The following is a 12,292-nucleotide window of genomic DNA, read 5'->3' as shown; positions in this document are numbered from 1 at the left end:
CCTCCTTGGCGGGGCGCCAACGCATTTCGGCCAAGCCGGCGGGACGGCGTCAGCCTGTCGGCAAGGCCCGACCTGCGTCTCAATTCTCCGATGTCCAAGACCAGTCTCGCCCTCAGCCTCGCGGTCGGCCGCGACCTGTCATCGTCCGCGGTCGACGCCGGTGATCTGACGCAGCTGGCCTGGGAGTTCCTGCGGCGCAACCCGGGCTACCGCGCCGACTACGCCAGGGCGGCCGCCGGCGGCTCGACGCTGCTTCGACCCTGTTGGGGCCTTGCCGCGCCCGTCGATCCCGAGCGTAGCGCTATCGACGCCGCGCTGTGGTCTTGGGGCGCAGCGGACGCCGTGAGGGGCGGCGCGCGCCCTAGTCTTCCTCCGGCGGGATCATCTTGGGCAGGTTCTCCTCGAGCCAGCGCTCCGTGCTCTGATCCCGCTTGTCCAGATGCTCCTCCAGACTGTCGAATGGGCGCTTGAAGGCCTCGATCAGGATGTTGGGCGTGATCGTGGTCAGCCGGTCGCCGACCCGGTCGTTGAAGCGCCTGTAGGATCCCAGCAGGATCGACGAGGCCTTGTTGTCCATCGCGCGCAGAGCGATGTCGGGGTCGCCCAGCTGCAAGGCGTCCATGATGGCGACCGGATCGCTGTCGGTCGCGTCCGCGAAGCGCCAGATCTTGGCGAGGTCGAGCGGGCCCTCGCCCGCCTCGAAACTGTAGTAGGTCCGACGCTTGAGCCCCATCCTGGCGGCGACCTCAGGCGCGCGCATTCGGCGCAGTCCACGGATCTGCTTCAGAATCGTCGACAAAAGCTGACGCTGACGCGCCAGGTCGTCGGATGCGGCCTCGACCAAAGCTCTACTCTACGCTCTATCTGATGAGAAAGGTCACGAGACTAGTTCGCCGAATGCACAACCTAACGTAAAGTTGACGGCTCGGTCCGGTCTTTTCGCCGGCCACCGTCTGTCTGACGGGGTTCCACGGGCGAATGGCGGCTCTTCCAATGTCGGGTTGCCGACAAACCGCCTTGGGCGTGTGAAAATCCTGCACGAACCGTGCGGCAGTCTCGTTCGCGTAGCGACGCGCCAAGCGCCGAGCTTCCGGTGGAGCCGTCCGCGCCAAGGGTCCGGCCGCACGACAAGGCGTCGTCGGCGGGCTTGCGCCGATGAGCCTGCGCGCAGGGCGGCGTTGCGCGCACAGTCCTCCGGCCACGGAGAATATCGTCCCTTGCCGCCGCCGCGCGACGCCTTCGGTCAAGCGCTCGACGCTCTGCGGCGCCGCCTGCGAAGCGGCGTCGACGCGCCGGGCGCGCCGCTGCCGATCAATCTGATCGCCGCCGAACTGCGCCTGTCGCCTACGCCGGTGCGCGAGGCCCTGTCGCGGCTTGCCGGGGAGGATCTGGTCGAAAAGACCGGACCAGCCTACACGCGCCCGCGCCTCGATGGACGCACCCTGGCCGAGCTCTACGCCTTGCGCCTCCGCTACCTGACCCCAAGCGGCGTCTCCGGCCCGGCCGGGCCCGACCACCGCAGCAAGTCCCTGCGCTATGTCGAGGCTCTGGCCGATGGCGGCCATACGCCCGAATTGGTCGTCGAGGCCCTGTTCGTGGAGCTCGTTCAGGGCGCCGACGACCTCGTCCTGTTGCGCGCGCACCAGCGGTGCGCCGAGCGACTGGCCCCGTTCCAGCCGATCGAGGCCCGGATGTTCCCGGACCGGCGGTCAGAAGCGCTCGGCCTGGTGGCGGCCTATGAAGTCGGCGAGGCCCGGCAGCTGCGCGATCTGGTCCGGCGCTATCACCGCCGTCGGATGGCCGCCTCGGTCGCCATCGTCCGGCTCGCCGACGGCGCGGAGAAATATCGACCGGATATCATTTGAATATCGAAGGGCCGGGGCGCTGGCTTGAGAGGCCGCCAACGAGGCGACGCATCTGCCAGGAGGCACGTCATGACCAGCAAGATCACCCTGCTGCGGTTCGGGTCGGCCAAGCGCCTGACCCAGTCGTCGGACAAGGGCTCGGTCCAGGAGCCGCTGAACCCGGCCTACTACATCCCCGGCACCTGACCGCGGCTTCGCGGTCGACTATGAGCCGGCGCCGGCCTGTCCGGCGCCGGCTTTTTTCATGGCCGGGCGATCGCCGGGCGGCGCCCAGTCGGCCCCGCGAAAATCGAACAGATATCATTTGAATATCGAACCGGCCGAGCGCCCGCTGAACAGGCCGCGACCCCGCGGCTTCAACCAGGACGCATCCCATGATCCGCAAGACTCTGCTGCGGCGGCTGGGCTCGGCCAAGCGCCTGACCCAGTCCATCGACCGCGGCTCGATCAACGAGCCCTTCTCGATGGTCCTCTACCTGCCGGGGACCTGAAACGGCTGCCGGCCCCGCGTTCAGCGGGGCCGGTCTTGGCAGCTTTCCCATCCGGAGACTGACGATGAACCCCAACATGACCCCGCGCTGCATCAAGCTGGGCAGCGCCAAGCGCCTGACCCGAGCCTGCCTCTTGGGCACCTTCCTCGAGCCGCTCAATCCGACCCTCTACTTCAAGCTGGCGGCCTGACGTGCCGGCGTCGGCGTCCCTGGCGCGATCCGGGCGCGCCGCGCCGCTGGCGGCCGGCGTGCATGGCGTCGCCATCGACGACGACGTCGTCCTGCTCGACGAGGGCGCGGACGCCTACTACTGCCTCGCCGCCGCCGCCGGCCTTTTCTCAACCGACGCCGGCGGCGTCGTCCGCGCCGTCCACGACGAGATCGCGCCGCAACTGCAAGCCGCCGGCATGATCGGCCAAGGCGACGAGCCTCGCCGCGCGCCGCCGAGGCTTCCCCGTCGCAGCATCGATCTATGGGCCGGGCCCTTCTGGCCGGGCGGCCGCGCGGCCTTGCGCCTTGTCGGCGCGGGCCTGGCCGCCGAGCGCGACTTTCGGCTGCTGCCCCTGGGGGGATTGCTCGAGCGCGCCCGGCGTCGTCGCCGGCCTGCGCCGTCTCCGCCCGGCCGGCTCGAAGCCGCGTGCGTCGCGTATGCGGCCCTGCGGCCCTGGGCGCCGTTCGGCGGGGCCTGCCTGCAACGCAGCTACATGATGCTGATCTATCTGCGCAGCCTGGGGCTCGACGCCGACTGGGTGATCGGGGTGCGCACCTGGCCCTTCGCCGCGCACTGCTGGCTGCAGGCGGGCGATGTCGCCCTCGACGACGACCATGAGCGCTTGGCGGCCTATACGCCGCTGATGGTGGTCTAGATGCGCGGCTACCTCGTCCTCAACTGGCCGCCCGGCCAACCGGGCGATCTGGCCGGGACGCTCAAGGACGCCCTGCTGGCCGATGGCTGGCGGGTGGCCTATGAGGCGTTCTGCCTCCTGGCGCTCGTGCGGGGCGCTCGCCCGCCGCCGGTACAGGCCCTGCCGGGACAATGCGGGGTCGCCGTGGGCCGCCTGCACGACACCGAGGCGAGCCTGGCCGGACAACCCGCGGCCTTCGACCTCTCGCTGTTGTCGGGCCTGGAGGCGGGCGATGGCGCGACGCTTCTGTCGCGCTGCGCCTGGGGAGCCTATGTCGCCCTGTTCACGGCGCGCGACCGAGCGCCGACGGTGTTTCGTGATCCGCTCGGCGGCCTCGAATGCGTGACCTGGTCGGTCGGACCCGTCACCCTGGTCGGGGACGATCCGCCTGTTTGCGGGCCAGCCGCCCCGCCTGGCCTGGCGATCGACTGGGAGCGGGTGGGCGATCTCCTGGCCGACATCGCCCTGATCAGCGCCCAGCCCTGTCTGACGGGGATCCGGCAGGTCGGGGCAGGCCAGCTGTGGTCGTGCGCGGACGGCGGCCGCCGCGCGGTCTGGACGCCTGGAGACCACGCGTGGCGATCGGGCGGCGTCGACGTCGAGGAGGCTCAGGAGCGGCTCGCGCGCTGCGTCGACGGATGCGTCAGGACCCTGGCCGTGGGGCGGCGGGCGATCGTCGCCGAGGTCTCCGGCGGTTTCGACTCTTCGCTCGTGGCCCTGCACCTGGCGCGTGCAAAGGCCCCGATCGCGGCCCTGACCAACCTCCATTGGCCGCACGCGGCGGGCGACGAGCGCGATTATGCGCGGGCCGTCGCCGACCGCATCGGCCAGCCCCTGACCTCCGTGGCGCGGGGCGATCTGCGCTTCGATCCGGCTGATTTCGAGTTGCGTGGTCAGGCTCTGCGACCGCCGTTCAGCGCCCAGGACGCCGAGTACGACCGGGACATGGCCGGGCGGCTCTCGGCCCTGCAGGCCGACGCCCTGTTCACCGGCCACGGCGGCGACGTGGTGTTCTACCAGATGCCGGAAGCGGCGCTGGCGCGAGACCTGGTCGGCGGCGGGGCCTGCCTCGTCGGGCGAGCCAGGGGGCTCGGCGTCCTGGCCCAGCGGCTGCGCAGCAATGTCGGCCTGGTGCTCATCGAGGCCTTCGGTCCGCGAGGACGCCGCCCGCCGGGTCTTGCAGCGCCGCGCTATCTGACGCGTCGCACCGCGCGAACGGCCCATCCCTGGCTTGCCGACCTCAAGGGCGTCGGCGGGGCCAAGCGCGTTCAGATCCGGGCCCTGGTCAACACGCTGATGATGCAGGGCGATAGTCGCCGCGGCGATGTCGCCGAGGTGGTCAACCCGCTGCTCAGCCAGCCCCTGGTCGAGCTGTGCCTCTCCCTGCCGGCCTCCCTGCTGGCGATCGGCGACCATGACCGCCCGCTGGCGCGGGCGGCCTTCGCCGACATGCTGCCCGCCGCGCTGCGGACGCGCCGCGGCAAGGGCGACGTCACCGCCGTCTTCGCCCGCAGCCTGGCCGCGAGCGCGGACCTGCTGCGCCCCTGGTTGCTGCAAGGCCGGCTGGTCGAGCAGGGCCTTGTCGACCCTGCCCGCCTGGCGCCGATGCTCGAGCCCGACGAACTGATCTGGCGCGATCACACCGGCGAGATCATGCGCGCCGTCGTGGTCGAGGCGTGGGTTCGGACGTGGGCGGCGCGGCTGGCCGGCGAGGGTCAGGGCGCGGCTGTCGCGCCCGCGCCCTTGGGAGCGGGCGCCAGCTGATCGGCGAGGAAGGCCAGGGCGCGAGCGTAGAGATCACGCAGGTTGGCGCTCACCGCCATCTGGTGGCCCTCGGCCAGATAGGTCAGGAGCAGGGCGTCCTTGCGCTGGCGGTAAAGGCTGTTGAACATCGCCCGTCCCCCGATGGGGTCGCCATCGAAGTCGGCTGTAATGATCAGCACCGGGGCGGTGATCCTGTCGGCCCGCAGGATCGGGCTGTTGCGGAGGTATTTGTCCGGGTCCTTCCAGGGCGGCGCGCCCATCCGCGCCTGGCCGGTCTCCAGCCAGCCCATGGCGTTGTTCACCTCCCAGCCCGATCCGCCGGTGACGCCATGACCAAGCGCTCCGCGCCCGTAGGCGGCGAACAGGTCGGGGGACGCGGCGGCTGCGATCACCGCCTTGAAGCGCGGGCTCTGGGTCGCCGCCGCCAGCACCCCATAGGCGCCGTAGCTATGGCCCCACAGCGCCATCTTGTCGGTGTCCACCGGCGCGCCGGACGCCTTCACCGCCTCGACGGCTCGCAGGATGTCCTCGGCCTGGCCTTCGATCGGCTCGCGACGCCGGTCGAGCGGCAGGCTCGGCACGAGAACCGCGTAGCCCGCGCCCGCCAGCAGGTGGGGATTGGGATACTCATAGCCGTTGGGTGGCGAGAGGCCCTGGGCGCTGGACGGTCCGACATGGCCGGGATAGGCGGCCACGATCAGCGCCGCGGGCGCGCCGGCCGCCTGGTGCGGCGGCAGATAGAGCCAGCTCGTCACCGGGCGTCCGTCCGGACCCGGGTGAAGGATGGGGCGGGACAGGGCCGGGTCCACGGCCGCCAGATGGCCGTTGAGCGTCAGCACGACGCGCGGCGGCCCCGCGGGCGTGCGCAATAGCAGCGTGTCCACGCCGCGCGCGTCTGTGCGCCGGCTGACGGCCAGGTCCGGCCGGCTCGCCGCCAGCAGGGTTTCGGCCTTGGGAATGGCCACGCCCGGGCCAGGCGAGGTCGCCTCCAGGCCTGTGATCGCGACCGTGTCGTGGGCGCTGGTCTTGCCCAGCAGCAGGCGGGCCGGCGGCGGCTTGTCGTTGACGATCATCCGCTCGCCGCCGGAGGCGCCAAGATTGAGCGCCGGCGCGCCGTCCAGCCTGGCCATCAAGGCCCCGTCCGGGGCGACCCGCCAGCTGCTGCTTCCATCGGTGAAGACCGCCCCCTCGTCGTCGGCGGCCGCCAGCCGCGCTCCGGTCGGCAGCTGTCCGGTCAGGCGAACGGGGCCGGCGGCGGCGAGGCGATACCAGTCGCGCCGGCCTGAAGCCCCCGCGCCGGTCGCGCTGGCCTGGATGATCGGATCCTGGCCGATCCATTGGCCGTGGGCGATGCGCATGCCGTGGATATTGGCCCCGACCGCGCTCGACAGTCCCGGCGTCTCGATGGCGCGAGCGCGTCTGGGCCCAGGCTCGATCCGCCAGTAGGCCGCCGCGCCCCAGTCGGCCGGATCGGCCTTGGCGAACACCAGCAAGCTTTGGCTGTCGGACGACCAGGACAAAAGGTCGAGGGCCGCCTCGTGACGGGGCAGCGGCCACCAGGCGCCGCCGTCGGTCAACTCGATGACGGCGAGCCGATGGCGCCGGAACGGCTCGGCCTGGCCGGCCGGCGGCGTGGGATCGGGCTGCATGGCCTCGGCCGCCAGCAGCACGGCCAGGCGCCGATGGTCGGGCGAGAGCTGCAGGTCGAAGGCGTCGGCCACGAGCAGAGGCTCGTGGGCGCCCGACGCGACATCGATCCGAACCACCCGGCGGGCCGGCGGCGAGGCCCCGACGCCCAGGTAGCGCCCGCTGCCCACGGCCGCCAGGCTGCCCTGGCCGCTGGCGGCCCGCGCCCATTGCATCTTCAGCCGCTCGCGCAGCTGCCAGCCGTAGTTGGGCGCGAAGCCGAGCTGGTCGGGATCGCGGGCGATGGCCGCGACCGTGGTCTCGTCGATCCATTGCACCGTCGCGCCGAAGAGGTTGTCGAGCGGCGCAAGGCCCGTCCAGGTCGCGGCCCCCGTGGCCAGGGTGACGAAGCCGAGCTCCTGGTCTTTGCCGCGCACCCGGGTGACGGCCATCATCTCGCCCGACGGCGAGTAGGGGCCGGCGAGATATCCGTAGCCATCGTCGGGAAACAGGCGGCGAGGCCGGCCGTTGGGGGTCTCGACCACGTCGAGGCGGCTGATCGTGCGGTCGGCGAACTCCGCAAGCTCGTAGCGCGCGATGGTCTGGTAGGGGGCGGTCGACTGCATGACCAGCCAGCGTCCGGACGGCGACAGCGTCACGGGTCCGAGGCGCTGGCGATCGAGCAGGTCGTCGATGGTGAAGGGGCGGGCCTGGACGGCGCCGGCCAACAGGCAGGCGCAGACAAGCAGGCGCGGCGCGAGGCGGCGCATGGGCGGTCTCCGGATCGGGAAGGAAAGAGGGGCGCGGTTTTTCCGCGCCCCCGCGGGATCACCAGGCCTTGGTCAGCTGCAGGCTGACGACGCGGCCGATCGGGTTGGCGTTGGTGGCGTCGTAGCCGATGCCGAGCGCCGAATCGTAGAACGGCGGGTCCTCGTCGGTGAGGTTGGCGAGGTTCAGCCCGACCGTCAGACCGGCCAGGCGTCCGCCTTGCGCTGCGTAGGTCAGGTTGAGGTCCGCCGTGGTCCACGGCGCGACCCGCTTGCCGGCGGTGTCTCGCAGGTCGCCGACATGGTTCAGCGACAGGGTCGTGGTCAGCGCCCTGTGCGTCCAGGCCGCGCTGGCGCGAAGCCGCAGATCGGCCGGCGATCCGACCTGTCCGGCCAGGTCCACGGCCCTGGAGGTCGGCGTGACCTTGCGTTTGTAGTCGACCAGCCAGGAGGCCGAACCGCTGAACACCAGCGGGTCCTCGCCGATCCGTGTCGCGTACTGGCCCGCGACATCCACGCCCCGGACCAGAACCTCGCCGGTGTTGACCCAGCGCGCGTCGACGATCGCGCCATAGGCGGCGGTGGGGAAGACGCCCTGGGCATAGGAGTTGGGCGCGTCGATCATCGACTGGATCAGCGCGTAGTCGGCGCTGTTGGCGGCCGGCGACACGAAGGCGCGGAACGGCGCGAACTCCGGCGCCGACAGCACCGTCAGCAGGTTCTCCCGTCCCGGCTGGCCGATGCGGTTCTCAAAGCGGGTCTCATAGACGGTCAGCGAGGTCTTCAGCCCGCCCCAGGCGGCCGGCGCCAGATCCAGGGTGACGGCCGCGGACTTGGCGGTTTCGGGTTTCAGATCCTTGTTGCCGCCGTACATCAGCATCGAGATCACCGAGGCCGGGCCGTTGGGCAGGATGGTCGGGGCGAAGATCGCCGGGTCGTTCATCTCGGTCAGGGCCGGCGCCCGGAAAGACGTGCCGTAGCTGGCCTTGACCGTGGCGCCGGCGACCGGGCTCCAGATCAGCCCGACCTTGGGGTCGGTGCTCTTGACCTCGCCGCCGTAGTCCTCGCGCCGGACGGCCGCCGAAAGCTCCAGGCGCTCCAGGCCCGCCCGGCGATTGGCCGCGCCGAAGATCGGCGCGCGCACCTCGGCGAAGGCGGCGTTCACCGAGCGGCTCATGTCCTTGTAGGCGTTGGGACTGGCTCTGGTCCCCGAGGTGAAGGTCTCACCGCCGCTGCGCAGGCCCTCGGTGCGGGTCTGGACCCCGACCGCCAGGGCCAGCGGTCCGGCCGGCAGCTCGATGATCGTCCCGTCGAGCTTGAGGTTCAGCGATCTGGTCTCGCCGCGAGTCTTGCGCCGGCTCCAGCCGCTGGTGACGAAGTCCAGGATCGGGCGCGCGTTGGCGCCCTGGCCGATGAACGGATTGAAGTAGCCGTCCGCCGAGGTGCGAAAGCTGGTGGCCGGATCGTCGGCTACCCGCCCCGTGGCCTCATTGAGCCGGCCCGAATGCAAGAGGCCGCTGCTCATCAGGTCGAGCAGCTCCACGCCATAGGCGCCGTAGGCGTCCAGCCGCCAGCCGCGCGGCAGGCGGGCCTGGCCGCCCAGCGAGAAGCCCAGGGTGTCGGCCGTACCGACGTCGCGCGAGCCGCCCAGCTCGCGCTGGAACGAATAGGCGATGGTCTCCGTACCGGCCCCGGTCGGCGAGACATAATAGGGATTGGCCGGGGTGACGACGATCGAGGCGTACTGCGCCGAGCCGCGGCCGTTGAACTGGCGGCGACTGGCCCGGGCCTCGCCGGAGAATTCGATGCTCGGCGTCACGTCCTGGGCGAAGCTCAGATAGAGCGCGTCGCGCCGCTGGCGCGACATCAGGTCGTAGCTGGCCAGGAAGTTCTCGAGATTGACCTGGCCCGCCAGGAAGCTTGCGGGCGTCAGGGCCGCGCCGTCCTGCCCGGCCGCAATGGCGTAGGCCGGAACGCCGCCGCGCAGGATGTTGCCGGGGCTGGCGTAGTAGCGGCGGTGGTCGCTGCCGCCCAGGGAGCGAAGGTCGGCGTCGCCGGCGACCCGCCGGTCGCGCCCCGCCAGCCGGTCGCGCAGGCTGTGCTCGTAGGAGGCCATGGCGTGGCCGCTGTCCCAGCTCTTGCCGAAGCTGTGGCCGAACTGGAACTGCGTGGCCCCGCCGCGCGTCGGCGCGGCCCCCATGATCCGGGTCTCCGCGCCGTCGAACCGGTCGCGCAGCACGATGTTGACCACCCCGCCGACGGCGTCGGAGCCATAGAGGGCCGAGGCGCCGTCGAGCAGCACCTCGATCCGCGCCACCGCGCTCATCGGGATCGAGGAAACGTCTGCGAAGTCGCCGCGCAGGCCCGTGCCGGCCAGCCGCCGGCCATTGACCAGCACGAGCGTGGCGTCCGCGCCCAGGCCGCGCAGATTGACGCCGCTGGCCTCGCTGGCGTTGGTGCCGAGCGGATCAGCGCCGGTGCGCAGGGTCTGCTCGGTGGCCGTGCCGCCGAAGTTCTGCGGCAGGGCGGCCAGGGCCTCGGCGACCGTGGCGCGGCCCTCGCGGTCGAGCTGCGCGCGGTCGAGCACGACGACGGGGGACGGCCCGTCCTTGACCCCGCGGATGTGGCTGCCGACGACGATCTCGGAAAGCTCGGTCGGCGCCTCGGCAGGCGGGACGGGCGCGGCCGCTGGATCGGCGCTGGCCGCGTCGAGCGGCGCGGTGGCCGCCGGCAGGACCCGGCCGTCGCGGCCGCTGAGGATCAGCACCTTGACCCCGGCGCGACGGACCTCCAGCCCCGAGCCCGCCACCAGGCGGTTGAGCGCCTCCTCGGCCGTCATCCGGCCGCTCAAGGCCGGCGCCTGGCGGCCCGCCACCATCTGGCTGGTGAACATGATCTGCACGCCGGTCTGCTGGGCGAGCTTGAACAGCGACGCGCCCATCGGGCCGGACGGGATGCTGATGTCGACCTCGCGCGCGGCGCTGCTCTGCGCGGCGAGCGCCGGTGTGGCGACGCTCAGGGCCGCCAGGCTGGCGCCCAGGCCGAAGCGACGAAACAAACCACTCATTCCATTCCCCCGGGCGTCCCCGGCAGCCGGATTGGCTGGCTTATGTCAGGACGCCTGGCGGGAGAGACACGCCAGGGTCGTCTCGACCCTACCTCGAGGCGAGAAATTTTTCAGCCTGCGGAAGGTCCTTGAGGGCCGACAGCCCTGGCAGCTTGGGATGGAGGCGTGTCGCCGTGGGGGGGCGGGACCCGCGGGCGCTGGTCTGCGCCTAGCCGGCCTGGCGCGACAGCCGCGTCACGCCGCCGTCCTGGCGGGTGGCGCGAAGGCCCAGCAGCATGGTCACGCCCTCGACGAAGGCCTCGGTGTCGCCGGCGTCGAACACGCCGTTGACCCGCTGCGTCGCCGGCGCGTCGGGGGACAGCTCGATGCGGCGTCGGCTGTAGCGGTTGACCTCCGCCACCGCCTCGGCCAGGGGCGCATCGCGGAAGATCAGCCGGCCGTTGGTCCAGCCCGTGGCCGCGGCGACGTCGACGCTGCGGACCGGCGTCGTCGCCCTGGGCGTCACCGCCAGCCTCTGGCCGGCCGACAGCACGACCGGCGGCGCCTTCGATCTTGTCTTGCTGACCTCCACCCGGCCCTCGGCCAGGGTGACGTCGACCTCGTCGGCCTTCCTGTAGACCTCGAAGCGCGTGCCGGTCGCCAGCACGGCGGTGTCGCCGGCCTTCACCACGAAGGGCCGGCCCCTGTCGTGGGCGACCGAGAACAGCGCCTGGCCCTTGTCGAGGACCAGGTCGCGGCGATCCTTGGAGTACCTGACGCGCACCTGGCTTTGCGTGTTGAGCGCGACGCTGGATCCATCCTCCAGGCTGATCGCCCGCCGCTCGCCCAGCGCCGTGCGGTAGGTCTGCTCGCCGGGATGCACGAACACGAAACTGGCGGCGACGGCGGCCATGATCGCGCCGGCGCCGAGGCTCAAGGTCACGACCCTGCGCGAGCGGACTTGCGCCTCGCGCGGACGCTCGAGGGCCTGGCTGGCCAGCGCCTGCAGCCTTGGATCGTCGGCCAGGGCGCGGGTGGCGGTGGTCAGGCCCTCGATGCGGCTGTAGGCGGCGTCGTTCAGCGTCTGCGAGCGCCAGTCGAAGAAGCGGGCCAGCTCGTCGTTGCCGACGCGCCCGGCGCTCAGCTTGGCGTACCAGGCGGCGGCCTCCTCGTCGGCCCTCTGCGCCTTGGTCCTGTCGTCGATCATGACGTCGACCCTAACCCCGCATCAACTCGGCGCACTTGGCGATGGCCAGGCTCATGCGCTTTTCCACCGCCTTCACCGAGATGCCGCGCAGCTGCGCGATCTCTCGATAGCTTAGCCCTTTAACGTGGCTGAGCACGAATACATCGCGCAACTTCGGCGTCAGCGCCATAATCATCTGCACGAAGAAGGCCGCTTCGTCCTGGCTGGGCGGGGCCGGCGCCCGCTCGAACACCGGGTCGCGAGGATCGACCAGGACCTCCCGGCTGGCTTTCCGAAACCGGTTCGAGGCCAGGTTCATCGCGATCTTCAAGAGCAGGGCTCGCGGGTGGCGGACGGTCTCGTAAGGGACCGTCCGCGCGCGCAGGAAGGTCTCCTGGGCGATGTCGGCCGCGGCCGTCGGGCCGTAGCGCCGGGTCAGGGCGTCGAGGAGCCAGCTTTCGTGACGCAGGAAGGCGTCAGCCAGCGGGCTGGGCGCGGCGGGCGGGGCGATGAGGGGGCCGTCGAGGGGAGGCATGGGCCGGGGTCCGGAGCGTACGGTACGGCCTGAATCGTAGCGAAATACGGAAAAACTGCATACGCGAATTTTCCGTATATCTGACGTGCCGATCAACGATCGATCGG

Annotated in this window: 9 protein-coding genes; 4 read left to right on the top strand and 5 right to left on the bottom strand. The window is 71.4% G+C overall.

The window, feature by feature from the left end:
* Positions 1 to 361: 361 nt before the first annotated feature.
* A complete protein-coding gene (locus G5B46_RS07185; protein ID WP_165257274.1) occupies positions 362 to 844 on the bottom strand; it encodes a helix-turn-helix transcriptional regulator in 483 nt (160 codons plus the stop codon).
* Between the two features lie 373 nt (positions 845 to 1,217).
* Here G5B46_RS07185 and G5B46_RS07180 point away from each other — a divergent pair, with 373 nt between their 5' ends.
* From G5B46_RS07180 to G5B46_RS07170, 4 genes are all read left to right on the top strand, one after another.
* Positions 1,218 to 1,865, top strand: coding sequence for a GntR family transcriptional regulator (locus G5B46_RS07180; RefSeq protein ID WP_165257272.1), 648 nt, complete (start codon positions 1,218 to 1,220; stop codon positions 1,863 to 1,865).
* Between the two features lie 555 nt (positions 1,866 to 2,420).
* Positions 2,421 to 2,546 (top strand): hypothetical protein, encoded by a 126-nt coding sequence (locus tag G5B46_RS24680; protein WP_276611515.1) that lies wholly within the window; start codon positions 2,421 to 2,423, stop codon positions 2,544 to 2,546.
* Position 2,547: 1 nt separating this feature from the next.
* Positions 2,548 to 3,222 (top strand): lasso peptide biosynthesis B2 protein, encoded by a 675-nt coding sequence (locus tag G5B46_RS07175; RefSeq protein ID WP_165257271.1) that lies wholly within the window; start codon positions 2,548 to 2,550, stop codon positions 3,220 to 3,222.
* The gene (locus G5B46_RS07170; RefSeq protein ID WP_165257269.1) at positions 3,223 to 5,025 is read left to right on the top strand and encodes an asparagine synthase C-terminal domain-containing protein; all 1,803 of its coding nucleotides are present in this window, start codon (positions 3,223 to 3,225) and stop codon (positions 5,023 to 5,025) included.
* Here G5B46_RS07170 and G5B46_RS07165 read toward each other — a convergent pair.
* The 4 genes from G5B46_RS07165 to G5B46_RS07150 all read right to left on the bottom strand — a co-directional run bounded on the left by G5B46_RS07165 (position 4,977) and on the right by G5B46_RS07150 (position 12,185).
* Positions 4,977 to 7,421, bottom strand: coding sequence for a prolyl oligopeptidase family serine peptidase (locus G5B46_RS07165; RefSeq protein WP_165257268.1), 2,445 nt, complete (start codon positions 7,419 to 7,421; stop codon positions 4,977 to 4,979). The two genes, G5B46_RS07170 and G5B46_RS07165, sit on opposite strands and share 49 nt — an antisense overlap.
* Positions 7,422 to 7,479: 58 nt before the next feature.
* A complete protein-coding gene (locus tag G5B46_RS07160) occupies positions 7,480 to 10,485 on the bottom strand; it encodes a TonB-dependent receptor (protein WP_165257266.1) in 3,006 nt (1,001 codons plus the stop codon).
* A 208-nt stretch (positions 10,486 to 10,693) separates the two neighbouring features.
* A complete protein-coding gene (locus G5B46_RS07155) occupies positions 10,694 to 11,671 on the bottom strand; it encodes a FecR family protein (protein WP_165257264.1) in 978 nt (325 codons plus the stop codon).
* 10 nt (positions 11,672 to 11,681) lie between these two features.
* Positions 11,682 to 12,185: an RNA polymerase sigma factor gene (locus G5B46_RS07150; RefSeq protein WP_165257263.1), complete on the bottom strand. Its 504-nt coding sequence runs from the start codon at positions 12,183 to 12,185 to the stop codon at positions 11,682 to 11,684.
* Positions 12,186 to 12,292: the final 107 nt, after the last annotated feature.

Origin of the sequence: Caulobacter sp. 602-2 (assembly GCF_011043625.1) — a bacterium.
GTDB lineage: Bacteria > Pseudomonadota > Alphaproteobacteria > Caulobacterales > Caulobacteraceae > Caulobacter.
The sequence above is the reverse complement of the archived record's forward strand: the minus strand, read 5'-3'. Positions and strand labels throughout refer to the sequence as shown.

Excerpts from the sequence above, each read along its gene's own strand:
- G5B46_RS24680 (WP_276611515.1), top strand. The coding sequence starts at position 2,421 with ATGAACCCCAACATGACCCCGCGCTGCATCAAGCTGGGCAGCGCCAAG.
- G5B46_RS07170 (WP_165257269.1), top strand. The coding sequence starts at position 3,223 with ATGCGCGGCTACCTCGTCCTCAACTGGCCGCCCGGCCAACCGGGCGAT.
- G5B46_RS07165 (WP_165257268.1), bottom strand. The coding sequence starts at position 7,421 with ATGCGCCGCCTCGCGCCGCGCCTGCTTGTCTGCGCCTGCCTGTTGGCC.
- G5B46_RS07160 (WP_165257266.1), bottom strand. The coding sequence starts at position 10,485 with ATGAGTGGTTTGTTTCGTCGCTTCGGCCTGGGCGCCAGCCTGGCGGCC.
- G5B46_RS07155 (WP_165257264.1), bottom strand. The coding sequence starts at position 11,671 with ATGATCGACGACAGGACCAAGGCGCAGAGGGCCGACGAGGAGGCCGCC.
- G5B46_RS07150 (WP_165257263.1), bottom strand. The coding sequence starts at position 12,185 with ATGCCTCCCCTCGACGGCCCCCTCATCGCCCCGCCCGCCGCGCCCAGC.